18 protein-coding genes and 6 pseudogenes are annotated in these 23,011 nt (G+C 59.4%); 20 read left to right on the top strand and 4 right to left on the bottom strand.

Going from position 1 to position 23,011, the window contains the following annotated elements:
• Positions 1-43 precede the first annotated feature (43 nt).
• Genes ABOC21_RS05285 through ABOC21_RS05270 form a run of 4 tightly spaced genes read left to right on the top strand, consistent with a single transcriptional unit; the run spans position 44 to position 3,898 of the window.
• Entirely contained in the window at positions 44-1,063 is a 1,020-nt protein-coding gene (locus tag ABOC21_RS05285) for an ABC transporter permease (protein WP_426812569.1), read from the top strand.
• Positions 1,064-1,957, top strand: coding sequence for a D,D-dipeptide ABC transporter permease (gene ddpC, locus ABOC21_RS05280; protein WP_426812185.1), 894 nt, complete (start codon positions 1,064-1,066; stop codon positions 1,955-1,957).
• Positions 1,957-2,943 (top strand): ABC transporter ATP-binding protein, encoded by a 987-nt coding sequence (locus tag ABOC21_RS05275; RefSeq protein ID WP_426812184.1) that lies wholly within the window; start codon positions 1,957-1,959, stop codon positions 2,941-2,943. The genes ddpC and ABOC21_RS05275 overlap by 1 nt, the downstream gene beginning before the upstream one ends.
• Positions 2,936-3,898, top strand: coding sequence for an oligopeptide/dipeptide ABC transporter ATP-binding protein (locus ABOC21_RS05270; RefSeq protein ID WP_426812183.1), 963 nt, complete (start codon positions 2,936-2,938; stop codon positions 3,896-3,898). The genes ABOC21_RS05275 and ABOC21_RS05270 overlap by 8 nt, the downstream gene beginning before the upstream one ends.
• Positions 3,899-3,969: 71 nt before the next feature.
• On the opposite strand, the gene exaC is transcribed toward ABOC21_RS05270, so the two are convergent.
• Positions 3,970-5,490: an acetaldehyde dehydrogenase ExaC gene (gene exaC / locus ABOC21_RS05265; RefSeq protein WP_426812182.1), complete on the bottom strand. Its 1,521-nt coding sequence runs from the start codon at positions 5,488-5,490 to the stop codon at positions 3,970-3,972.
• Positions 5,491-5,740: 250 nt separating this feature from the next.
• On the opposite strand from exaC, the pseudogene ABOC21_RS05260 reads away from it, so the two are divergent.
• The 4 genes and pseudogenes from ABOC21_RS05260 to ABOC21_RS05245 all read left to right on the top strand — a co-directional run bounded on the left by ABOC21_RS05260 (position 5,741) and on the right by ABOC21_RS05245 (position 8,789).
• Positions 5,741-7,525 (top strand): annotated as a pseudogene (locus ABOC21_RS05260) (sigma-54-dependent Fis family transcriptional regulator).
• Positions 7,526-7,649: 124 nt separating this feature from the next.
• Positions 7,650-7,949, top strand: coding sequence for an ArsR/SmtB family transcription factor (locus tag ABOC21_RS05255; RefSeq protein ID WP_426812181.1), 300 nt, complete (start codon positions 7,650-7,652; stop codon positions 7,947-7,949).
• A 9-nt stretch (positions 7,950-7,958) separates the two neighbouring features.
• Complete coding sequence (locus tag ABOC21_RS05250; RefSeq protein ID WP_426812180.1) at positions 7,959-8,480, top strand: rhodanese family protein; 522 nt, start codon at positions 7,959-7,961, stop codon at positions 8,478-8,480.
• Between the two features lie 129 nt (positions 8,481-8,609).
• On the top strand, positions 8,610-8,789 hold the full coding sequence (locus ABOC21_RS05245) for a hypothetical protein (RefSeq protein ID WP_426812179.1): 180 nt from the start codon (positions 8,610-8,612) through the stop codon (positions 8,787-8,789).
• A gap of 69 nt (positions 8,790-8,858) precedes the next feature.
• Here ABOC21_RS05245 and ABOC21_RS05240 read toward each other — a convergent pair whose 3' ends face one another.
• Positions 8,859-9,104: an H-NS family histone-like protein gene (locus ABOC21_RS05240; protein WP_426812178.1), complete on the bottom strand. Its 246-nt coding sequence runs from the start codon at positions 9,102-9,104 to the stop codon at positions 8,859-8,861.
• Positions 9,105-9,784: 680 nt separating this feature from the next.
• On the opposite strand from ABOC21_RS05240, the gene alaE reads away from it, so the two are divergent.
• Entirely contained in the window at positions 9,785-10,234 is a 450-nt protein-coding gene (gene alaE / locus ABOC21_RS05235) for an L-alanine exporter AlaE (protein ID WP_426812177.1), read from the top strand.
• 102 nt (positions 10,235-10,336) lie between these two features.
• Here the strand turns inward: alaE and ABOC21_RS05230 are convergent, their stop codons facing one another.
• Positions 10,337-10,699, bottom strand: coding sequence for a DUF2002 family protein (locus ABOC21_RS05230; RefSeq protein ID WP_331833947.1), 363 nt, complete (start codon positions 10,697-10,699; stop codon positions 10,337-10,339).
• A gap of 215 nt (positions 10,700-10,914) precedes the next feature.
• Between ABOC21_RS05230 and ABOC21_RS05225 the strand changes: the two genes are divergently transcribed.
• Positions 10,915-11,241, top strand: a complete 327-nt coding sequence (locus tag ABOC21_RS05225; protein ID WP_123708533.1) for a DUF883 family protein — start codon at positions 10,915-10,917, stop codon at positions 11,239-11,241.
• Between the two features lie 65 nt (positions 11,242-11,306).
• Here the strand turns inward: ABOC21_RS05225 and ABOC21_RS05220 are convergent.
• Positions 11,307-12,669 (bottom strand): annotated as a pseudogene (locus ABOC21_RS05220) (PLP-dependent aminotransferase family protein).
• Between the two features lie 158 nt (positions 12,670-12,827).
• Between ABOC21_RS05220 and ABOC21_RS05215 the strand changes: the two are divergent.
• The 10 genes and pseudogenes from ABOC21_RS05215 (at position 12,828) to emrA (ending at position 22,997) form a co-directional block, all read left to right on the top strand.
• Complete coding sequence (locus ABOC21_RS05215; protein ID WP_426812176.1) at positions 12,828-13,259, top strand: carboxymuconolactone decarboxylase family protein; 432 nt, start codon at positions 12,828-12,830, stop codon at positions 13,257-13,259.
• Between the two features lie 184 nt (positions 13,260-13,443).
• Entirely contained in the window at positions 13,444-13,686 is a 243-nt protein-coding gene (nrdH, locus tag ABOC21_RS05210; RefSeq protein WP_426812175.1) for a glutaredoxin-like protein NrdH, read from the top strand.
• Positions 13,683-14,094: pseudogene (gene nrdI, locus ABOC21_RS05205) on the top strand (class Ib ribonucleoside-diphosphate reductase assembly flavoprotein NrdI). Before nrdH ends, nrdI begins: the two are co-directional and overlap by 4 nt.
• Positions 14,067-16,212: pseudogene (gene nrdE / locus ABOC21_RS05200) on the top strand (class 1b ribonucleoside-diphosphate reductase subunit alpha). The pseudogenes nrdI and nrdE overlap by 28 nt, the downstream one beginning before the upstream one ends.
• Positions 16,213-16,222: 10 nt before the next feature.
• Positions 16,223-17,185, top strand: a complete 963-nt coding sequence (nrdF, locus tag ABOC21_RS05195; protein WP_426812174.1) for a class 1b ribonucleoside-diphosphate reductase subunit beta — start codon at positions 16,223-16,225, stop codon at positions 17,183-17,185.
• Between the two features lie 356 nt (positions 17,186-17,541).
• Positions 17,542-18,745 (top strand): annotated as a pseudogene (gene proV / locus ABOC21_RS05190) (glycine betaine/L-proline ABC transporter ATP-binding protein ProV).
• Positions 18,738-19,804: pseudogene (proW, locus tag ABOC21_RS05185) on the top strand (glycine betaine/L-proline ABC transporter permease ProW). Before proV ends, proW begins: the two co-directional pseudogenes overlap by 8 nt.
• 72 nt (positions 19,805-19,876) lie before the next feature.
• The gene (gene proX / locus ABOC21_RS05180; protein WP_426812173.1) at positions 19,877-20,872 is read left to right on the top strand and encodes a glycine betaine/L-proline ABC transporter substrate-binding protein ProX; all 996 of its coding nucleotides are present in this window, start codon (positions 19,877-19,879) and stop codon (positions 20,870-20,872) included.
• Positions 20,873-21,165: 293 nt separating this feature from the next.
• The gene (mprA, locus tag ABOC21_RS05175) at positions 21,166-21,696 is read left to right on the top strand and encodes a transcriptional repressor MprA (protein WP_041146855.1); all 531 of its coding nucleotides are present in this window, start codon (positions 21,166-21,168) and stop codon (positions 21,694-21,696) included.
• A 128-nt stretch (positions 21,697-21,824) separates the two neighbouring features.
• The gene (gene emrA, locus ABOC21_RS05170) at positions 21,825-22,997 is read left to right on the top strand and encodes a multidrug efflux MFS transporter periplasmic adaptor subunit EmrA (protein ID WP_426812172.1); all 1,173 of its coding nucleotides are present in this window, start codon (positions 21,825-21,827) and stop codon (positions 22,995-22,997) included.
• Positions 22,998-23,011: the final 14 nt, after the last annotated feature.

Here is a 23,011-nt window from a genome sequence, read left to right as displayed (position 1 = left end):
CTTGTGATGCCGGGCCGCTCTCGGCCCGGCAGAGGACGTCATGATGAGTTTCTGGGGTTTACTACGACAACGCAGCTGGGGGCTGATCCTCGTCGTCGCCGGCGTATGCGCGATCACCTTTATTATTTCGCACCTTATTCCCGGCGACCCGGCGCGGCTGCTGGCGGGCGATCGCGCCAGCGACGAGATCGTGCGCCATATTCGCCAGCAGCTGGGGCTGGATTTACCGCTCTGGCAGCAGTTTTTGCACTACGTCAACGCCCTGCTGCACGGCGACCTCGGCACCTCTATCCGTACCGGGCGCCCGGTGCTGGAGGATCTGAAAACCTTCTTCCCCGCGACGCTGGAGCTGGCGATATGCGCGCTGCTTATCGCGCTGGTGGTCGGCATTCCGCTCGGCGTGCTGTCGGCGGTATACCGCAACCGCTGGACCGATCATCTGGTGCGCCTGATGGCGCTCACCGGCATCTCCACCCCGGCGTTCTGGCTGGGTCTGGGGGTGATCGTCCTGTTTTACGGCAAGCTCAACTGGCTGCCGGGCAGCGGACGCCTTGACGACTGGTTTGACCCGCCGACCCACGTGACCGGCTTCTATCTGATCGACGCGCTGCTGGAAGGCAACTTTGAGGTGTTCTTTAACGCCCTTCAGCACCTGATTCTGCCGGCCACCACCCTGGCCTTCGTCCACCTGGGGATCGTGGCCCGCCAGATTCGCTCGGCGATGCTGGAGCAGCTCAGCGAAGATTATATCCGCACCGCGCTGGCCAGCGGCCTGCCGAAGTGGACCATCGTGATGCGCTACGCCCTGCCCAATGCGCTGATCCCCTCGGTCACCGTGCTCGGCCTCGCGCTGGGCGACCTGCTGTACGGCGCGGTGCTGACCGAAACCGTTTTCGCCTGGCCGGGAATGGGCGCCTACGTGGTCTCCTCGATTCAGGCGCTCGATTTCCCGGCGGTGATGGGGTTCGCCGTGGTGGTGTCCTTTGCCTACGTGCTGGTTAACCTGCTCGTTGACCTGCTCTATTTGTGGATCGACCCGCGTATGGGTCGGGGAGAAAGCTAAGTGATGATGACCCAGGAACGCCCCGGCGTCGGCGTGAAAGCCGCCCGCAGCCACGCGTGGAAACGCCGCCTGTGGCTGGTACGTAAAAGCCCGCTGACGCTGATCGGCGGCGGCATTATGCTGATCATGCTGTTCCTGATGATCTTCTCCCCGTGGCTGGTGCCGCACGATCCCAACGCCATCGATCTGACCGCCCGCCTGCAGGCGCCGTCGCTGAGCCACTGGTTTGGCACCGACGAAGTGGGCCGGGATCTGTTTAGCCGGGTGCTGATCGGCAGCCAGCAATCGATCGCCGCCGGGTTGGCGGTGGTGCTGATCGCCGGGATCGGCGGCTCGCTATTGGGCTGCCTCTCCGGCGTGCTGGGCGGGCGCAGCGATGCGCTGATCATGCGGCTGATGGATATCATGCTGTCGATCCCCTCGCTGGTGCTGACGATGGCGCTGGCCGCCGCGTTAGGCCCCAGCCTGTTCAACGCCATGCTGGCGATCGCTATCGTGCGGATCCCCTTTTACGTGCGCCTCGCCCGCGGGCAGACGCTGGTGGTGCGCCAGCACAGCTTCGTTGAGGCCTCCGTCACCTTCGGCGCCTCCCGCTGGCACCTGATCAGCTGGCATATTTTACGCAATGCGCTGCCGCCGCTGGTGGTGCAGGCGTCGCTGGATATCGGCAGCGCCATTCTGATGGCGGCGACGTTAGGCTTTATCGGCCTCGGCGCCCAGCAGCCCACCGCCGAATGGGGGGCGATGGTGGCCAACGGCCGTAACTATGTTCTCGATCAGTGGTGGTACTGCGCCTTCCCCGGCGCCGCCATCCTGATTACCGCCGTCGGTTTTAACCTGTTTGGTGATGGGATTCAGGATTTACTGGATCCGAAGTCCGGAGGACGCAGCTAATGAATAACCGGGTTTTGACTATCGATAACGTCCGCTTAAGCTTCCCCGTCTACCAGGGCGCGGTGCACGTCCTGAACGCCGTCTCCATGCATATCGACCGCGGTGAAATTGTTGGCGTGGTGGGCGAGTCGGGTTCAGGGAAATCCGTCACCGCGATGCTGGCGATGCGTCTGCTGCCGCCGGACAGCTATCAGATTCACAGCGGCCAGGTAACCCTGATGGGCGACGATATCCTCGGCGCAACTGAAAAAGAGATGCGTGATATTCGCGGCCGCAGGGTGGCGATGATTTTCCAGGAGCCGATGACCGCCCTGAACCCGACGCGGCGGATTGGCAAACAGATGGTGGACGTTATCCGCCAGCACCGTCCGCTCTCCGCCCGCGAGGCGCGCGCCAGGGCGGCCGCGCTGCTGGCGGATATGCAGATCGCCGACCCGCAGCGGGTAATGGAGCGCTATCCCTTCGAACTCTCCGGCGGGATGCGTCAGCGGGTGATGATCGCCATCGCCTTCTCCTGCGAGCCCGACCTGCTGATTGCCGATGAGCCGACCACCGCGCTGGACGTGACCGTCCAGCGCCAGGTCCTGCGTCTGTTAAAACAAAAAGCGCAGGCCACGGGAACCGCGGTGCTGTTTATCAGCCACGATATGGCGGTGGTTTCCCAGGTCTGCGATCGTCTGTACGTCATGTACGCCGGGGCGGTTATCGAAAGCGGTTCCACCCCGCAGGTGCTGCACCATCCGCTGCATCCCTACTCCGTTGGCCTGCTGAACAGCGCTCCGGATAACGGCGAACCGCGATCGCTGCTGCAATCGATTCCCGGCACGGTGCCAAATCTCGCGCGCCTGCCGGGCGGCTGCGCCTTCCGCGAGCGCTGCTTCGCCGCCGGCGAGGGCTGCGGGATAGTCCCGATGCTGCGACCGATAGAAGACACCGACCAGCAGGCGGCCTGCTGGTATCCGCAACGGGAGAACGCCCATGTCTGACAGACTATTAACGCTGAGCGATGTTCATCTTAACTTTCCGGCGCGCAAGAACTGGCGCGGTAAGGTCGTCGAGCGCGTCTATGCGCTAAACGGCCTGGATATGACGGCCTATCGCGGCGAAACCCTGGGTATCGTTGGCGAATCCGGCTGCGGAAAAAGCACCCTCGCCAGGCTGCTGATGGGCATGCTCAAACCCTCTTCCGGCCGCTTCGAGCGCGGCGGTGACGCCGCCAGCGGGCGCGACGCCGGCAGCATGCAGATGGTATTCCAGGACCCGCTCTCTTCTCTGGATCCGCGTCTGCCCGTCTGGCGGACCATCACCGAGCCGGTGTGGATCCAGTCGCGACCCGGCGAAAAGGCGCGGCGCACGCTCGCCGAACGGCTGGCGCTGCAGGTTGGGCTGCGCCCGGAGTACCTCGACCGCCTGCCGCACGCCTTTTCCGGCGGCCAGCGCCAGCGCATTGCGATCGCTCGCGCGCTATCGGCGAAGCCGGATATTATCGTGCTGGATGAGCCCACCTCGGCGCTGGATATTTCGGTGCAGGCGCAGATCCTCAATCTGCTGGTTGAGCTGCAAAAACAGCAGAATCTGACCTTCGTGCTGATCTCGCACAACGTCTCGGTGGTGCGCCATATGAGCGATCGCGTGGCGGTAATGTATCTTGGGCAAATCGTCGAGATGGGCGAGGCGCGCCAGGTCCTCGACGCCCCGGCTCATCCCTATACCCGGCTGCTGATGGATTCGGTGCCGCGCATTGGCATGCCGCTGGGCGACGCGCCGCGCAACACCGAGCTGCCCGGCAACCGGCATCTGCCGCAGGGCTGCTATTTTCGCGATCGTTGCCCCTTCGCCGGCGCAGGCTGTGAAAAGCCGCAGCCGCTGCGCCCGCTGGCTAACGGCGCCTCGGCCCGCTGCTGGAAAGCGGAGGCCCTTGCCTGCAGCGGGGTAAACTAAAAAAACCGCCACCTGAGCATAAGGTGGCGGTTTTTATCTGCCGCTCATGGAGTGACGCGGCGGAGGTTAAATCAAAACAGACCGAGCGGCGCGGTGCCGTAGCTCACCAGCAGGTTTTTGGTCTGCTGGTAGGCGTTGAGCGCCATTTTGTGGGTTTCGCGCCCGACGCCGGACTGCTTATAGCCGCCAAACGCCGCGTGGGCCGGATAGATGTGGTAGCAGTTAGTCCACACGCGACCCGCTTTAATCCCGCGCCCCATGCGATAGGCCAGGTTGGTATCCCGCGTCCAGAGGCCGGCCCCGAGGCCAAACTGGGTCTCATTGGCGATCGCCAGCGCTTCCGCTTCATCCTTAAAGGTGGTGATGCCAATGACCGGGCCAAAAATCTCCTCCTGGAAGCTGCGCATATCGTTGCGCCCCTTAATCAGGGTCGGCTGGATGTAGTAGCCATTATCCAGCTCCGCCGTAATGCTGGCGCGCTCGCCGCCGGTGAGGATCTGGCCGCCTTCTTCGCGGGCGATCTTAATGTACGACAGGATCTTGTCGAACTGCTGGCGCGAGGCCTGGGCGCCGATCATCGTATCGGTATCAAACGGATCGCCGCGGCGAATCTGCGCCACTTTCGCCATCACCCGCTCCATAAATGGTTCGTAGATGGACTCGTGGATCAGCGCCCGCGACGGGCAGGTGCAAACTTCGCCCTGGTTGAAGAAGCCGAGCACCAGCCCTTCCACCGCCTTCTCAATATAGTCGTCTTCACCGTCCATCACGTCGGCAAAATAGATGTTCGGCGACTTGCCGCCGAGCTCAACGGTGCAGGGAATAATATTCTCCGCGGCGCAGGCCATAATATGTCGCCCGACCGGCGTGGAGCCGGTGAAGGCGATTTTGGCGATCCGCTTGCTGGTCGCCAGCGCTTCGCCGGCCTCTTTACCGAAGCCCTGCACCACGTTCAGCACGCCCGCCGGGAAGATATCGCCGATAATTTCCAGCAGCAGCGTAATGCTGAGCGGCGTCTGTTCTGCTGGCTTGAGCACCACGCAGTTGCCCGCCGCCAGCGCCGGCGCCAGCTTCCACGCCGCCATCAGCAGCGGGAAGTTCCACGGGATGATCTGCCCCACCACGCCCAGCGGTTCGTGGAAGTGATAGGCCACGGTAGTTTCGTCGATCTCGGCGGTGCTCCCCTCCTGCGCGCGCAGGCAGCCGGCAAAATAGCGGAAGTGATCGACCGCCAACGGCAGGTCGGCGTTCAGCGTTTCGCGGATCGGCTTCCCGTTATCCCAGCTTTCCGCCACCGCCAGGTATTCGAGGTTTTTCTCGATGCGATCGGCAACTTCCAGCAGCAGATTGGAGCGCTGCTGGACCGACGTTTTGCCCCATGCCTCCGCGGCGCGGTGCGCGGCATCAAGGGCAAAATCGATATCTTTGGCATCGGAGCGGGGAAATTGCGCAATGTCGCTCCCATTTACGGGGGAGGTATTCATAAAGAATTCGCCGCCGAGCGGCTCGACAAACCTGCCGTCAATATAGTTACCGTAGGCGGATTTGAGTGAAACTAACGCGCCTGGGGTGCCAGGATGAGCATAACGCATTGCAATCTCCTTCTTGTAGGGTTGAGGCGCAGCGGCGTATTGGTTTTTTGCTCTTGCCTGCTGCATCAACGCTATTGCAGGGGTTGTGCCAGTTTTCTTGCCCTTAAAAATAATAAATAAAATCAAAACATTAATAGTTGTCGTTTTTATATACGGCGCCGATTTTTGCTTCTGTGTCGCAAATCGCAACACATAAGAAACCGTAAAGCTACAATGTTGCAACATAACTCAGTCAACCATGAGGTGCTCCGTGCAAGGAAACCCGTTTACCCTCGCCCCGGAGGGAACAGCTAATCCGTTGCTCAGCGATTCGTGGTTTCGCAGCCAGTCTGTATGGCCTGCAGCCCACGACGGATGACTTCCCGCGCCTGCGCTCCGGCGAGCTGGCGGATCTGCTGGCCAGCCATAGCGGGCTGCAGCAGCTCGCGCAGCCGGTGATTGGCGCCCTGTCGCGCAAGGTCGCCGACCTGCAGTCGGTGGTGATCCTCTCCGATGCCAGCGGCCTGGTGCTGCAAACCTTCGGCAATATGCACGCCATGCAGAAGGCGCAGAGCTTTGCCCTCGCGCCGGGAAATTTATGGAGCGAAAGCGGTCGCGGGACAAACGCCATCGGCACCGCGCTGGCGATTGATGACAGCTGTGAAATTGACGGCCGCCAGCATTTTCTCACCAGCAACCAGGATCTCTACTGCGCGGCGATCCCCATTCAGAGCCCCGACGGGCAAATTGCCGGCGTGCTGGATATTTCCGGGCCGGCGCATTTCCCGCACCCGCATACCCTGGGCTGGGTGAAAGAGGCGGCCAAACAGATCGAGTATCTGTGGGTGAAACAGAGCCTGCACCCGCAGCAGTGGCTGATGAGCCTGCACTCTCAGCCGCAGAAGCTCGACAGCGTCGAGGAGCTGCTGCTGGTCTTTTCCGATAACGTGCTCACCGCCGGCAACCGGCTGGCGATGCGTGAACTGGGTCTGAGCAGCGAGCAGCTGGGCCACATCACCTTTCAGCAACTCTTTCCGCTGCTAACGCAAACCGCGGTCAGCGTTCCGCTGCCGCTCACCGTGCGCCGGCAGGGCTACTACTATCGGCTACGCGCCCCCACCCGCAGCGCCGTGGCGGTAGCGGCCCCTCCCGGCGTCGACCTCCCCTTCGCCGGCCCGCGCGAGGGGGAAAAAATGCTGCGCCTGCTCAACGCCGGCATCGCGCTGTGCATTGAAGGAGAAACGGGGTGCGGAAAAGAGTATGTCAGCCGCACGCTGCATCAGCACAGCCGCTGGCGCAGCGGTAAGTTTGTCGCCATCAACTGCGCCGCCATTCCCGAATCGCTGATTGAGTCGGAGACTCTTTGGCTATCAGCCGGGCGCCTTCACCGGCGCCAGCAAAAACGGCTATATCGGTAAAATCCGCGAGGCCGATGGCGGCGTGCTGTTCCTGGATGAGATTGGCGATATGCCGATGCTGCTGCAGACGCGGCTGCTGCGGGTGCTGCAGGAAAAAGAAGTTACTCCGCTCGGCGCCAGCCAAAGCTCTCCGGTCAACTTCGCGGTGATCTGTGCGACCCACCGTAACCTGGCGCAGCGCGTCGCCGACGGCGAGTTTCGCGAGGATCTGTTCTATCGCCTGCGGGAATTTGCCCTCGCCATTCCGCCGCTGCGCGACTGGCCGGCGCTGCCGGCATTTATCCAGCGGCTCTGGCAGGCGCTCGGCGCAGGCCAGCGCCGGGTGCAGCTAGCGCCGGAGCTGCTGGAAAACCTCTCCCGTCAGCCGTGGCCGGGCAACGTGCGCCAGCCTGCAAAGCCTGATGAAAGTGCTGCTGGCGCTGGCCGACGACGGCACCCGTCTCGGAGTTGACGATTTGCCCGCGGAGTACCGGGCAGCGCCGGCACCCGCCGCGCCGCGCGGGCTGCAGCAGCATGATAGCCAGCTGATTGCCGATACCCTGACCACCTACAACGGTAACGTCAGTAAAGCGGCGCAGGCGCTGGGCGTAGCGCGCAGCACCCTCTATCGCCGGGCCGCGCGCTCGGGACGCAATTAACCCTCCGCGGGGCCGCGCGCCCCGCGACCGCAGCGGCGGCGCAGAACAGGCTATTATCCGCGCTGGCGTTACGCGCCCTTTTATTTTAGGATTATCTAAATTTAGGTAATGCTAAAATAAAGAGATGAATAGATCACAGCAGCTGCAGGTCAGCGCCGGGGAAGCCGCGGCGCTGTTAAAAGCAATGAGCAACCCCAACCGGCTGATGATTCTGTGCACGCTTTGCGACGCGCCGCACGCCAGCGCCGGCGAGCTGGCGCAGATTACCGGCCTGAGCCCTTCCGCAGCTTCACAGCATCTGGCGCGTATGCGCGACGAAGGCCTCATCGACAGCAGGCGCGAGGCGCAGCGCATCCATTACTTCATCACCGATCCTGCCGTCCAGCAGATTATCGCCACGCTGAAGGCCATCTATTGCCCTTAAGGAGCTGCCATGACTATCGCCACCCTCTCTCCTGAAGAAGCCCGGACGCAAATCGCCCGCGGCGCCAGATTAATTGATATCCGCGACGCCGATGAGTATGCCCGCGAGCACATTCCCGACGCCGAGCTGGTTCCGCTCAGCGCTCTGAACGGCGGCGCCACGCTGCAAACCACCGCCGATCAGACGATTATTTTCCACTGCCAGGCGGGCTCGCGGACGCAAAACAACGCCATTCGCCTGCTTGCCGCCGCCGCTCCAGCGCAGGTCAAGCTGCTGGCCGGCGGTATTCAGGCCTGGAAAGCGGCGGGCCTGCCGGTTAAAGAAGATAAATCCCAGCCGCTGCCGCTGATGCGCCAGGTGCAGATCGCCGCCGGCGGGCTGATACTCCTCGGCGTGGCGCTGGGATATAGCTTCGACAGCGGCTTTTTCCTGCTGAGCGCCTTCGTCGGCGCCGGGCTGATCTTCGCCGGTATCACCGGCTTTTGCGGCATGGCGCGCCTGCTGGCGGTGATGCCGTGGAACCGACGCTGAGAAATCCCCTTTCAGGTCAGTTGTCTCCTGCCGTTTAGCTGAGCTATGGTTAATATCCGCAATCGCGACGCTGGGTCAGGCCAGGTAACAGGATAAGGCGTCGGATTATTCACGCAGAGGAGAGAGAGCATGTATTCACCGGGCGATCTGGTACAGCCGCGAACGGGCGGTCCAAAGCTTAAAGTAGTGACCGTCGATGGCGATCAAATTGTCGCCGTGCAGGCCAGCAACGAGCAGGGCGAGAAGTTTACCCTCAAAGCGGTCGACGTTACGCCCTATACCGAAGACGGCGATTTCGGCGTTTGCTAATATTCACGGTGGGTCGCCCCACCGTTATTTCCCCCTGTTACAACAAACCTGCAGCTGCGGGGATAAATATTAAATCAGCAAACTCTCCAGCGTTTTACTCGCCGGGATCGCGCGGGCGATCGGCTTCGGCATGCGGCCCTGGCCGGTCCAGTTTTTTTCCTGATATTCCGCTTTCTGCTCACGGGCAGCCTGCCGTTGGGGGCGTTTTTCTTCAGTGACGGCCCTGCGCTTTTTCCGCATATCGTCAAGAACGTCAATGGAGAATTCACGCGTGATGGCACGCAGCAAGCGGATATTATTCAGTTTCCGTAACATTAAAGCTATATAGTTCAAAGAAACCGAATGACAAATAAAATAAATTTATGCGGCCAGCTTAATGGCTGCGGTTATTTATTAGCACCTTTTATCTCGTCATAGAAATATATACAGATAATTTCGTGGAAAATTTATTTATACATAACCCAAGAGGCAGGCTTTTGCGGAACGGGCCTATTATCGCGCGGGGCGCCGGTATGCGCGTATCACGAGGATAGATAGAGCCTGAGCATAATATCGCCCGCGGCTGGCGGCGTCTGCATAGCCATTCATTAAAACCGAATGCATAAAATCGCACCATTACAGAACATTATTCCGTTTAAATCGGAATTTAATGGCAAATTACTCCAAAAGCGATGCTAATCACACTACCCTGCGAGAATCGCGCTGACAGGGGACTTCTCGATCGGCATTATCTTTTACGCAACATAACAATAACATTAACAAGATATTGATAATTAACAATAAAAATAATAATCAGCATAAAGCTGACGAAACGCTTAGCGAACCATCGTCCGCAGAGTATTTTATAGACAAAAAGCCGATAAATAAAAATTTACAGCTAGTTGCCACCTTCAAGCCAGAGATATAACCTACTCACATCAGAACAGGCAGCCAAAAAACGCTATAACAACGCGCATTTTCTGGCGTAACAGACTTTATTTTCGAGGAGCATACCGATGTTCTCTGCGCAGTCCCGCTTGCGCCATGCGGTAGCAGACACCTTTGCGATGGTCGTGTACTGCACCGTCGTAAACATGATGATCGAGATTTTCCTCTCCGGAATGGCTTTTGAGCAGTCGTTATCTTCACGTCTGGTCGCGATCCCGATAAACATTATTATTGCCGTACCCTACGGTTTTTACCGCGACCGCGCGATGCGCCTGGCGCGCCATATCAGCCCGACAGGCTGGATGAAGAATATTGCCGACGTTGTCGCCTATGTGACCTTCCAGTCGCCGGTGTACGTCGCGATTCTGTTTGTGGTGGGCGCCGACTGGCATCAGATTGCCGCGGCGGTGAGTTCGAATATTGTCGTTTCAATGCTGATGGGCGCCGCGTATGGCTACTTCCTTGACTACTGCCGCCGCCTGTTCCGCGTCAACGCCTGGAGCCAGGCGAAAGCCTGAGCCGGTGACCAACCAGCGACTGGCCTGCGCCAGCCGCAGCCACGTCCTTGTTATCGTCCCTCCGCTGAATTCTGTCCGCACAGCGCTGCGCAAATCCGCCGGTTAATTATGGGACATCGTCGGCTGCGCTTCGCCGAATAAGCCACTCAGAAAACGCTCAAGCGCAATACGTGAGCTAAATCCGTGTGGAATACCATAATGCTGCTGCGCATCGCCGGCTAAATAGAGCGGGAACTGCTCATAATGATCGCAGGTCTTGATATCCGAAGCGGGGTCCGCCAGCGTATTGCTGCGCTCTTTCAGCGCCGGATGAATAATTAAAGCGGTACGCCCCATGCGCGCTTCACGGTTCACATAAACATAATTATCGCCACGGCGATAGCCGTACGCTTTTTGCGTCACAACATCCATGGTGAAGCCGGCTTTTTCAAGAACACGCGCCACCTCATCGGGTCTTAAATACATACTCATTCCTCGTCATCTTTTACCGCACATTTACCTTACCTTATTCTTGATTGGCAGGGCTTTCGGAAAATTCCAGAAACCACGATTTAAAGCATAATTCAAAATCCTGTCCTACACTTAATCGCTCTACCTTAAATAATTCGGGTTGCCGGGCGACAGCAGCGCAGGCGCAATCTGAAGTATGGCGGGTATCGATGATATTAAGGGAGAAATCAATGGCCAACCGTGTGAATCGCAACAATGTAGATGAAAGCGCTGAGGATATTCATAACGATGTCAGCCAATTAGCGGATACGCTGGAAGAAGTGCTGAAATCGTGGGGCAGCGATGCAAAAGACGAAGCCGACGCGGCGCGCAAAAAGGCGCAGGCGTTGCTGAAAGAGACCCGCGCGCGCATCAACGGCAACAACCGCGTGCAGCAGGCCGCGCGTGATGCCGCCGACTGTGCCGACACCTACGTGCGCGACAAACCCTGGCAAAGCGTCGGCGCCGCCGCCGCAGTTGGGTTATTTATTGGCGTATTGCTGAATTTACGTCGATAATATAAACGTAAAACGAAGATAACAAATGCGCGTCAACCCCTGTATGCCTCGGCATGCAGGGGTTTTTACTTCCCGCCGCTGCGCAAAGCCAGCCTGAGCTGACCCACGAGGTCGGCGGCCATCTCTGCTGAGGTCAGATTGGTAAAGCTCACCAGCAGCCCGCCCTCGCCGCGGCTGTGCATCCGCCAGTCGCTCAGCGCCTGAACGTCCAGCCCGGCCTCCCTTGCCCGCCGCGCCAGCAGCCGGTCGTCGCCGCGCGTCGCAATCACCAGTCTGAATGCCGCCCAGCTGCGGCACCACCGCAAAGCCGGCGGCCGAAAGCGCCGCCTCCAGCCACTGGCGACGCAGGGCGTAGCTGGCGCGCATTTTTTTCAGATGGCGCCAGAAATGACCTTCCAGAATAAAATCGGCCAGCGTCTGCTGCCACAGCGTCGGAACGCTGCAGCTCATCAGCTGCGCCTGACGCCGGAAGGCGGCCACCTGCGGCGGCGGAACCACCAGCCACCCGGCGCGCAGCGCGGGAAAGAGCGATTTGCTGAACGTCCCGCAGTAGATCACGCGCTGCGGGGCATCGAGGCTTTTCAGCGGCGGCAGCGGCTTGCCCCGGTAGCGAAACTCGCTATCGTAATCATCCTCAATAATCCAGCCGTCATTTTGCGCCGCCCAGGCGAGCAGCTGTCTGCGTCTCGCAAGCGAGAGCGCGACTCCGGTCGGGCTTTGGTGAGCGGGCGTCAGCAACGCGAAGTGCGCGTCGGGAAAGCGGCGCAGCGCGTAGTCTACGTCCATGCCTTCATCATCGACGGGGACCGGATTAATGATGATATTTTGCCCCGTGACCACCGGGCGGATCAGCGGAAAACCGGGATCTTCCATCCACATTTTCTGCCCGGGCTGCGCCAGGGTACGCAGGATCAGCGTCATCGAGGCGGCGTAGCTGCCGGTCACCAGCACCTGCTCCGGCTGGCACTCAATGCTGCGCGACAGGCGGAGATAATCGACAATCGCCCGACGGAGAATCGGTTCGCCGCAGGGCTCGCCCGGCGCCAGATCGAAGCGGGTTTGCGTGCGCAGGCGGCGGCCCATCACCCGCGCCCACAGGCCGCGCGGAAAAAGATCCAGCGCCGGCAGGCCCATTTTGAACGGCAGCGGCGCGGCCGGCTCGCCGCCGCTTGCCAGACGCATCGGCGGCTCCTGCTGCGGGCTGAGACGCTCGCTGACGAAGGTTCCCGCCTGGCCTCGGCGCTCAAGCCATCCCTGAGCCACCAGCTCGCCCCAGGCGTTTTCCACCGTCGCCCGCGATACGCCAAGCTCCTGCGCGTATACCCGGCTGGCGGGCAGACGGCTGCCCGGCGCCAGCTCGCCGCGCTCAATGGCGGACTTCAGCTGGCGGGCGATACGCTGATAGTGTGGCGCTTTTTTGGCTTCCATTATGGTCTGCTTTTTTCATTAAAATATGGCTATCTTTTGCAGTCCATTATAGTGCTATTTTGGCTGCCGTCTTAGAGACTATCTCATCCGACGTCACCGTTGACGTCCGCCCGGGGCTCCGGGCTGCCTAAGGGATAGCTCTTAATGTGGAGAGAAAAATGAGCACACTGCGTCAGCCCTATAATGAACTGAGTCCGGAAGTCTATCACGCGCTGGTACAGGCGAAAGTGGCGCTGGAAAAAAGCGCGCTCGACGGCACGCTGCTGGAGCTGGTCTACCTGCGCGTGTCGCAGATTAACGGCTGCGCCTTCTGCCTGGAGATGCACAGTAAAGCGCTGCGCAAATCCGGCGTCGCCCAGAGCCGTCTGGACGCGCTGGCCGGCTGGCGGGTAAGCGCCCACTTTGACGCCGCGGAGCGCGCGGCGCTGGCGTGGACGGAGTCGGTGACCTACATCGCCAGCAGCCATGCGGAAGATGAGGTTTATCTGCCGCTGCTGGAGCATTTTAGCCCCCGTCAGATCAGCGATTTAACCTTCGCCATCAGCCTGATGAACGCCTTTAACCGTCTTGCCGTCAGCATGCGTCTGTAGTTTTACGCCCGGCCGCTCCCCCCCTCACAGGATCGCTCCTTGGGGGTTTTTCTTATTTTTAAACGCTATATATTGCGTGGTTGAACTTTTCTACAACTACATCTAGTATTTCCTGAACAGTTAATCGATACCAACCGCTGCGCCTTTTTGCGCCGTCCTGTTATCTTAAATGGAAATACGAATCATGCGCATTACTATTTACACTAAAAACGACTGTGTTCAGTGCCATGCGACCAAGCGCGCCATGGAGAGCCGCGGCTTTGCCTTCGAGATGGTCAACGTCGAGCATCATCCCGACGCCGCAGAGATGCTGCGCGAGCAGGGCTTTCGCCAGCTGCCGGTGGTGATTGCCGGCGAGACCCGCTGGTCCGGCTTCCGTCCGGATATGATTAATCGCCTGCGCCCCGTCGCGGCGGCCAGCGCATGAGCCTCATCGTCTACTTCTCCAGCAGCTCCGAAAATACGCATCGGTTCGTCCAGCGTCTGGGGCTGCCCGTGGTGCGCATTCCGCTTAACGAGCGGGAGCGGATCCAGGTAGACGAGCCCTATATTCTCATCGTCCCCAGCTACGGCGGCGGCGGAACCGCAGGCGCGGTGCCGCGCCAGGCGATCCGCTTTTTAAACGATCCCCACAATCGACGGCTAATTCGTGGCGTCATCGCCGCAGGCAACCGCAACTTTGGCGACGCCTACGGCCGGGCCGGCGACGTTGTCGCGCAGAAATGCAGCGTGCCGTACCTCTATCGCTTTGAGTCTGATGGGCACCCCACAAGATGTCGACAACGTGCGTAAAGGAGTAAGCGAATTTTGGCAACAACAACCGCAGAACGTCTAACCATAGAGGCGCCGGATTTCCACGCCCTGAACGCCATGCTGAATCTGTACGACAGCAGCGGCCGCATCCCGTTTGACAAGGACCGCCAGGCGGTGGACGCCTTTATGGCGACCCACGTCGAGGCCAACAGCGTCTCTTTCGCCGGCCAGAACGATAAGCTGGAGTGGCTGGTCGCCGAAGGCTACTACGACGCCGGCGTGCTGGCCCGCTACGATCGCCGTTTCGTCCTCGCGCTGTTTGAGCAGGCCCACGGCTACGGTTTCCGCTTCCAGACCTTTCTCGGCGCCTGGAAGTTCTACACCAGCTACGCGCTGAAAACCTTCGACGGCAAACGCTACCTTGAGCATTTCGCCGATCGCGCCTGCATGGTGGCGCTAAGCCTCGCGCAGGGCGACGAAACCCTGGCCCGCCAGCTGACCGATGAGATCCTCAGCGGACGCTTCCAGCCGGCGACCCCCACCTTCCTGAACGCCGGCAAGCAGCAGCGCGGGGAGCTGGTCTCCTGCTTCCTGCTGCGCATCGAAGACAATATGGAGTCGATTGGCCGGGCGGTGAACTCGGCGCTGCAGACTCTCAAAGCGCGGCGGCGGCGTGGCGTTCCTGCTGTCGAATCTGCGCGAAGCCGGCGCGCCGATTAAGCGTATTGAAAATCAGTCCTCGGGGGTGATTCCGGTGATGAAAATGCTGGAGGACGCCTTCTCTTACGCCAACCAGCTCGGCGCCCGCCAGGGAGCCGGAGCGGTCTACCTGCACGCGCACCATCCGGATATTCTGCGCTTCCTCGACACCAAGCGCGAAAACGCCGACGAGAAAATCCGTATCAAAACCCTGTCGCTCGGCGTGGTGATCCCGGACGTCACCTTCCAGTTGGCGAAAGACGACGCGCAGATGGCGCTGTTCTCGCCCTACGACGTCGAGCGGCTGTACGGTAAAGCGTTCGGTGATATCGCCGTCAGCGAGATGTACCCGCAGCTGGTCGCCGACGAGCGGGTCAGCAAACGCTGGATCCGCGCCCGCGATCTGTTCCAGCGGCTGGCGGAGATTCAGTTTGAGTCCGGCTACCCGTACATCATGTTTGAAGATACCGTGAACCGCGCCAATCCGATTGCCGGACGGGTCAACATGAGCAACCTGTGCTCGGAAATTTTGCAGGTCAACACCCCGTCGACCTTTGACGAAAACCTCGATTATGCCAGCGTCGGCCAGGATATCTCCTGCAACCTAGGTTCGCTAAATATCGCCCATACCATGGACTCACCCGACTTTGCCCGCACGGTTGAAGTCGCCGTTCGCGGCCTGACGGCGGTATCCGATATGAGCGACATTCGTTCGGTGCCTTCGGTGGCGGCGGGTAACGCGGCCTCTCACGCCATCGGGCTGGGGCAGATGAACCTGCACGGCTATCTGGCGCGGGAAGGCATCGCCTACGGCAGCCCGGAGGGACTGGACTTCACCAACCTCTATTTTTACACCGTGACCTGGCACGCGCTGCATACCTCGATGCTGATGGCGCGCGAGCGCGGCCAGCGTTTCGCCGGTTTCGAACGTTCGCGCTACGCCAGCGGCGAGTATTTCCGGCAGTATCTGCAGGACGACTGGCAGCCGAAAACGGCGAAGGTCCGCGAGCTGTTCGCCCGCGCCGGTATCACCCTGCCCGACCGTCAAATGTGGCAGCAGCTGCGCGATGACGTGATGCGCTACGGGATCTATAACCGCAATCTGCAGGCGGTGCCGCCCACCGGCTCGATCTCCTATATCAACCACGCGACGTCGAGCATCCATCCGATCGTCTCGAAGATAGAGATCCGCAAAGAGGGCAAAACCGGCCGGGTCTACTATCCGGCCCCGTTTATGACCAACGACAACCTGGCGCTGTACCAGGACGCGTATGAAATCGGCCCGCAAAAAATTATCGACACCTACGCCGAGGCCACGCGACACGTCGATCAGGGGCTCTCTTTAACGCTGTTTTTCCCCGATACCGCCACCACCCGCGATATCAACCGGGCGCAGATTTACGCGTGGAAAAAAGGCATTAAGACGCTGTACTACATCCGCCTGCGCCAGCTGGCGCTGGAAGGTACCGAAATTGAGGGCTGCGTGTCCTGCGCGCTGTAAGGAGAACCCAATGAGCTATCTATCGCGCGTTAGCGCCATTAACTGGAATAAGATTCAGGACGACAAGGACCTCGAGGTGTGGAACCGCCTGACCAGCAACTTCTGGCTACCGGAGAAGGTGCCGCTGTCCAACGATATCCCCGCATGGCAGGCCCTCAGCCCGATGGAGCAGCAGCTGACCATCCGCGTGTTCACCGGCCTGACGCTGCTCGATACCATTCAGAACACCGCCGGGGCGCCGGCGCTGATGAACGACGCCCTCACCCCGCATGAGGAAGCGGTGATGTCGAATATCAGCTTTATGGAGGCGGTACACGCCCGCTCCTACAGCTCGATTTTCTCCACCCTGTGCCAGACCAAAGACGTCGACGCCGCCTACGCCTGGAGTGAAGAGAACGCCCCGCTCCAGCGCAAAGCCGAGCTGATGCTGGAGTATTACCGGGCGGACGAGCCGCTGAAGAAGAAAATCGCCAGCGTGTTCCTCGAATCCTTCCTCTTCTATTCCGGATTCTGGCTGCCGATGTACTTCTCCAGCCGCGGTAAGCTGACCAATACCGCCGACCTGATTCGCCTGATCATTCGCGACGAAGCGGTGCACGGGTACTACATCGGCTACAAATATCAAAAGGGGCTGGAAAAAGTCAGCGCCGAAAAGCGCGAGGAGCTGAAGGATTTCGCCCTCAACCTGCTGATGGATCTCTACGATAACGAGCTGGCCTATACCCACGAGCTATACGCCGAAAGCGGCTGGGCTGAGGAGGTCACCGCCTTCCTGTGCTACAACGCCAACAAGGCGCTGATGAACCTCGGCTATGAGGCGCTGTTCCCGGCGGAAATGGCCGCGGTCAACCCGGCGATCCTCGCCGCGCTCTCGCCAAACGCCGATGAAAATCACGACTTTTTCTCCGGCTCAGGATCGTCCTACGTGATGGGTAAAACGGAAGAAACCGCCGACGCCGACTGGGACTTTTAACCTTACTTTCACCAGGAATATATTCACTCGATTCCTGGTGATCTCTTTCACATTATTTCCATTCATCATACCATTATCCGTTCCGATATTATCAGGAAATCCCCCTGTCATATTCAGCGCAAACCTCACTATTTTGACAATAATTATCCGCCGATCGTTAAAAATATTCCCGCCGCGTAATCAACGCTCAGCCCTTATATCACGGGGAGTGCGCCGGCATTGGCCCCGTGCCATATCGGCTATCCGCGGACATTGAGGGTTGTCACAGAATCTGAGTATGTTAGGGTGTAAAAAGGTAATTATCTCCACCAGGTACTATATCGACATAATACAAATAACGGGAAACTCTCTATTGCATGGCAATTAAATTAGAAATTAAGAATCTCTATAAGATATTTGGCGAGCATCCGCAGCGAGCGTTCAAATATATTGAAAAAGGATTTACTAAAGAACAACTGCTGGAAAAAACGGGGCTTTCACTTGGCGTCAAAGACGCCAGTCTGACCATTGAAGAAGGCGAGATATTCGTCATCATGGGGCTTTCCGGATCGGGAAAATCCACCATGGTTCGCCTTCTCAATCGCCTGATTGAACCCACCCGCGGACAGGTGCTGATCGATGGCGTCGATATCGCCAAAATATCGGAAACCGAGCTGCGCGAAGTGCGCAGAAAAAAAATCGCTATGGTTTTTCAATCATTTGCGCTGATGCCGCATATGACCGTGCTGGACAACGCCGCCTTCGGCATGGAGTCTGGCGGGCATGTCCGCCCAGCAGCGCCAAGAGAAAGCGCTGGAGGCGCTGCGCCAGGTCGGTCTGGAAAACTACGCTCACGCCTGGCCGGATGAACTCTCCGGCGGGATGCGTCAACGCGTCGGGCTCGCCCGCGCGCTGGCGATTGACCCCGACATCCTGTTAATGGATGAAGCCTTCTCGGCCCTCGATCCCTTAATTCGCACCGAAATGCAGGATGAGCTAACCAAATTACAGGCCAAACACCAGCGCACCGTGGTCTTTATTTCCCACGATCTTGATGAAGCCATGCGCATCGGCGACCGAATTGCCATCATGCAAAATGGCGAAGTTATTCAGGTCGGTACGCCCGATGAAATCCTCAATAATCCGGCCAATGATTATGTGAAAACCTTCTTCCGCGGCGTCGATATTAGTCAGGTGTTCAGCGCCAAAGATATTGCCCGCCGTAGCCCGGTAGGCTTAATTCGTAAAACGCCGGGCTTTGGCCCCCGTTCGGCGCTGAAATTATTACAGGATGAAGACCGCGAATATGGCTATGTGATTGAGCGCGGTAATAAGTTTGTCGGCATTGTCTCCATTGATTCACTGAAATCCGCGCTGAGCGAAGGTCAGGGAATTGACGCGGCATTACTCGACTCCCCGCTGGCGGTGGATGCGCAAACGTCGCTTAGCGACCTGCTCTCCCACGTAGGCCAGGCGCCTTGCGCGGTGCCGGTTGTGGATGAAGGGCAACAGTATATCGGCATCATTTCGAAACGCATGCTGCTACAGGCTTTAGATCGCGAGGGGGCAAACAATGGCTGATCAATCTAACCCGTGGGATACCGCACCGGCGGCGGATAGCACCGCGCAATCTGCCGATGCCTGGGGCACGCCGGCCGCCGCGCCGACCAACGGCGGCGGCGGCGACTGGCTGAACAGCGCCCCGGCGCCGCAGCCGGAACATTTCAACATCATGGATCCGTTCCATAAGACGCTGATCCCGCTCGACAGCTGGGTCACCCACGGCATCGACTGGATCGTTGTCCACTTCCGCCCGCTGTTCCAGGGGATCCGCGTGCCGGTGGACTACATCCTCAGCGCCTTCCAGCAGACTGCTGTTAGGGATGCCCGCGCCGGTGGCGATTGTGCTATTCGCCCTGATCGCCTGGCAGATTTCCAGCGTCGGCATGGGCGTCGCCACGCTGATCTCGCTCATCGCGATCGGCGCTATCGGCGCCTGGTCGCAGGCGATGATTACCCTGGCGCTGGTGCTGACCGCCCTGCTGTTCTGCATGCTGATCGGCCTGCCGCTGGGGATTTGGCTGGCGCGCAGCCCGCGGGCGGCAAAAGTTATTCGTCCGCTGCTCGACGCCATGCAGACCACGCCGGCGTTCGTCTACCTGGTGCCCATCGTGATGCTGTTCGGGATTGGTAACGTTCCAGGCGTGGTGGTGACCATTATCTTCGCCCTGCCGCCCATCGTGCGTCTAACCATTCTGGGGATTAACCAGGTGCCGGCGGATCTGATTGAGGCCTCGCGCTCCTTCGGCGCCAGACCGCGCCAGTCTGCTGTTTAAAGTTCAGCTGCCGCTGGCGATGCCGACCATTATGGCCGGGGTCAATCAGACGCTGATGCTGGCGCTGTCGATGGTGGTTATCGCCTCGATGATCGCCGTCGGCGGCCTCGGCCAGATGGTGCTGCGCGGGATCGGCCGTCTTGATATGGGCCTCGCCAGCGTCGGCGGCGTCGGGATTGTGATCCTCGCCATCATTCTTGACCGCCTGACTCAGGCCGTTGGGCGCGATTCGCGCAGCCGCGGCAGCCGCCGCTGGTACACCACCGGCCCGCTGGGCCTCATCACCCGCCCCTTCAGTAAATAACCTTCTCATCGCCCGGCGGCTTTGCGCCTGCCGGGCCAGCAGTTATCCTTTCATATGTATAGAGGAACAACGATGCGACATACAGCGATTCTTGCCACAGCGTTCACCGCTCTCATTGCCACCGGCGCCTTTGCCGCCGACCTGCCGGGTAAAGGCATTACCGTCAAGCCGATTCAGAGCACCATCACCGAAGAGACCTTCCAGACCCTGCTGGTCAGCCGCGCGCTGGAGAAGCTGGGCTACACCGTCGATAAGCCGAGCGAAGTTGACTATAACGTCGGCTACACCTCCCTCGCCTCCGGCGACGCCACCTTTACCGCCGTTAACTGGCAGCCGCTGCATGACGACATGTACGCCGCCGCCGGCGGGGACAAGAGCTTCTACCGCGAGGGCGTTTATGTGAACGGCGCGGCGCAGGGCTATCTGATTGATAAGAAAACCGCCGAGCAGTACCACATTAAGTCTATCGATCAGCTGAAGGACCCGAAAATCGCCAAACTGTTTGATGCCAACGGCGACGGTAAGGCCGATCTCACCGGCTGTACGCCGGGCTGGGGCTGCGAAGCGGTCATCAACCATCAGATTGACGCCTATGGCCTGAGCAACACCGTGGTGCATAACCAGGGCAACTACGCCGCGATGATGGCCGATACCATCGCCCGCTATAAAGAAGGCAAACCGGTGATTTACTACACCTGGACACCGTACTGGGTCAGCGACGTGCTGAAGCCGGGTAAAGACGTGGTCTGGCTGCAGGTGCCGTTCTCCTCCCTGCCGGGCGTGCAGAAGAACATCGATACCAAACTGGCTAACGGCGCGAACTACGGCTTCCCGGTCAGCACCATGCATATTGTCGCCAACAAAGCCTGGGCCGAGAAAAACCCGGCGGCGGCGAAGCTGTTCAGCATCATGAAGCTGCCGATTGCCGACATTAACGCCGAAAACGCCATGATGCATGAAGGCCACGCTTCGGAAGCGGATATCCAGGGCCACGTTGACGGCTGGATCAAAGCGCACCAGCAGCAGTTTGACGGCTGGCTGAAAGAGGCGCTGGCGGCGCAGAAATAGTCTGCCCTCGTCAGATTGCCCTATCGCTCCGGCGCGCGTCACGCCGCCGGAGGTTCCCGGGCTCGCCTTCTGCGCCCTGCCCGGGCACCGCTATTCTTGCACTATTCCACAAAATCGCCTCCGCTCCTGCCGCCTCACTATCTCCCGTCACTCACCTGCGCTAACCTACGAACCGGCAAAGAGATTTCACGCCAGTGACATAGGTTTAACGTATCAATTTTAGTCAATAATTCATTTGATTTATTTGTCACAATAGTTATTATATCGACTGTAATTAATGAGGTCATACCCAAATGGATAGTTCGTTTACTCCCATTGAGCAAATGCTCAAATTCCGCGCCAGCCGTCACGAAGATTTCCCGTTCCAGGAGATTCTGCTCACTCGCCTCTGCATGCACATGCAGGGTAAGCTTCTGGAAAATCGCAATAAAATGCTGAAAGCGCAGGGAATTAACGAGACACTGTTTATGGCGCTGATCACCCTGGAATCTCAGGAAAACCACAGCATTCAGCCCTCCGAGCTGAGCTGCGCCCTGGGGTCGTCACGCACCAACGCCACGCGCATTGCCGACGAGCTAGAAAAACGCGGCTGGATTGAACGCCGTGAAAGCGATAACGATCGCCGCTGTCTGCATCTGCAGCTTACCGACAAAGGTCATCAGTTTTTGCGCGAGGTTCTGCCTCCGCAGCACAACTGCCTGCATCAGCTCTGGTCTTCTTTAAGCACCAGCGAAAAAGATCAGCTCGAGCACATCACCCGTAAACTGCTTGGTCGTCTTGACCAGATGGAAGAGGACGGTGTGCTTGCGGAGTCCCTGCGCTAAGCGCGGAGCCGCTCGAAATTTTCTGAATTGACAAGGAAAAACAGACCAGGCCAGCAGATCTTCTGCTGGCCTTTCTGATAAACAGGTCGGCCCTGCCGATGTGAAATAATAGGATCGTGGAGAATAACATGAGCGCAAATGCGGAGAGCCAAACCCCGCAGCAACCGGGCAGCAAAAAAGGGAAGCGCAAAGGCGCCCTTCTGCTGCTGACATTGCTCTTTATTATTGTTGCCGTGGCATATGGGATTTATTGGTTTTTGGTACTGCGTCATTATGAAGAGACCGATGACGCCTATGTGGCAGGGAATCAGGTACAAATCATGGCGCAGGTGTCCGGCAGCGTGACGAAAGTCTGGGCCGACAACACCGATTTCGTGCAGAAAGGCGATCCGTTGGTCACCCTCGACCAGACCGATGCCCAGCAGGCGTTTGAGAAAGCGCAAACCCAGCTGGCCGCCAGCGTGCGCCAAACGCGCCAGTCGATGATCAACAGCAAGCAGCTGCAGGCCAATATCGACGTCAAAAAAACCGCGCTCTCGCAGGCGCAAACCGACCTCAACCGCCGTATCCCGCTGGGAGCCGCTAACCTGATCGGCCGCGAGGAGCTGCAGCACGCTCGCGATACCGTCGCCAGCGCCCAAGCCGAACTCGACGTGGCGGTGCAGCAGTTTAACGCCAACCAGGCCATCATCCTCGGGACCCGCCTTGAGCAGCAACCTGCAGTTCTGCAGGCGGCCACCGAAGTCCGTAACGCCTGGCTGGCCCTGCAGCGTACGCAGATCGTCAGCCCGATTAGCGGCTACGTTTCCCGCCGTTCGGTACAGCCCGGCGCGCAGATAAGCCCGACCACCCCGCTGATGGCGGTCGTACCGGCGACGAATCTGTGGGTTGACGCCAACTTCAAAGAGACCCAGCTGGCGCATATGCGCATCGGCCAGTCGGCCACCGTCATCAGCGATATCTACGGCGACGATGTGAAATACACCGGCAAGGTCGTGGGGCTGGATATGGGGACCGGTAGCGCCTTCTCCCTGCTGCCGGCGCAAAACGCCACCGGCAACTGGATTAAAGTGGTCCAGCGTCTGCCGGTACGTATCGAGCTCGATGAAAAACAGCTGGCGGAACACCCGCTGCGCATTGGCCTCTCTACGCTGGTTGAGGTGGATACCACCAACCGCGACGGCGAGGTGCTGGCTAACCAGACGCGTAAAGACCCGGCTTATGAAAGCAATGCCCGTGAAATCGCCCTTGAGCCGGTGAATAAACTGATCGACGGCATCATCCAGGCTAACGCCGGATAATTCGGGGTGAGCGT

It is taken from the genome of Klebsiella sp. WOUb02, from assembly GCF_050058015.1.
Lineage (GTDB): Bacteria > Pseudomonadota > Gammaproteobacteria > Enterobacterales > Enterobacteriaceae > Klebsiella.
Note: the sequence above shows the minus strand (reverse complement) of the source record. Positions and strands in the feature narration are given on the sequence as shown.

Bases quoted from the DNA above. Each gene is read 5' to 3' on its own strand.
- ABOC21_RS05240 (WP_426812178.1), bottom strand. From the start codon at position 9,104: ATGTTACGGAAACTGAATAATATCCGCTTGCTGCGTGCCATCACGCGT.
- ABOC21_RS05270 (WP_426812183.1), top strand. From the start codon at position 2,936: ATGTCTGACAGACTATTAACGCTGAGCGATGTTCATCTTAACTTTCCG.
- ABOC21_RS05255 (WP_426812181.1), top strand. From the start codon at position 7,650: ATGAATAGATCACAGCAGCTGCAGGTCAGCGCCGGGGAAGCCGCGGCG.
- emrA (WP_426812172.1), top strand. From the start codon at position 21,825: ATGAGCGCAAATGCGGAGAGCCAAACCCCGCAGCAACCGGGCAGCAAA.
- proX (WP_426812173.1), top strand. From the start codon at position 19,877: ATGCGACATACAGCGATTCTTGCCACAGCGTTCACCGCTCTCATTGCC.
- nrdH (WP_426812175.1), top strand. From the start codon at position 13,444: ATGCGCATTACTATTTACACTAAAAACGACTGTGTTCAGTGCCATGCG.
- ABOC21_RS05225 (WP_123708533.1), top strand. From the start codon at position 10,915: ATGGCCAACCGTGTGAATCGCAACAATGTAGATGAAAGCGCTGAGGAT.
- alaE (WP_426812177.1), top strand. From the start codon at position 9,785: ATGTTCTCTGCGCAGTCCCGCTTGCGCCATGCGGTAGCAGACACCTTT.
- ABOC21_RS05215 (WP_426812176.1), top strand. From the start codon at position 12,828: ATGAGCACACTGCGTCAGCCCTATAATGAACTGAGTCCGGAAGTCTAT.
- ABOC21_RS05285 (WP_426812569.1), top strand. From the start codon at position 44: ATGAGTTTCTGGGGTTTACTACGACAACGCAGCTGGGGGCTGATCCTC.
- ABOC21_RS05250 (WP_426812180.1), top strand. From the start codon at position 7,959: ATGACTATCGCCACCCTCTCTCCTGAAGAAGCCCGGACGCAAATCGCC.
- ABOC21_RS05275 (WP_426812184.1), top strand. From the start codon at position 1,957: ATGAATAACCGGGTTTTGACTATCGATAACGTCCGCTTAAGCTTCCCC.
- nrdF (WP_426812174.1), top strand. From the start codon at position 16,223: ATGAGCTATCTATCGCGCGTTAGCGCCATTAACTGGAATAAGATTCAG.
- mprA (WP_041146855.1), top strand. From the start codon at position 21,166: ATGGATAGTTCGTTTACTCCCATTGAGCAAATGCTCAAATTCCGCGCC.
- exaC (WP_426812182.1), bottom strand. From the start codon at position 5,490: ATGCGTTATGCTCATCCTGGCACCCCAGGCGCGTTAGTTTCACTCAAA.
- ABOC21_RS05230 (WP_331833947.1), bottom strand. From the start codon at position 10,699: ATGTATTTAAGACCCGATGAGGTGGCGCGTGTTCTTGAAAAAGCCGGC.
- ABOC21_RS05245 (WP_426812179.1), top strand. From the start codon at position 8,610: ATGTATTCACCGGGCGATCTGGTACAGCCGCGAACGGGCGGTCCAAAG.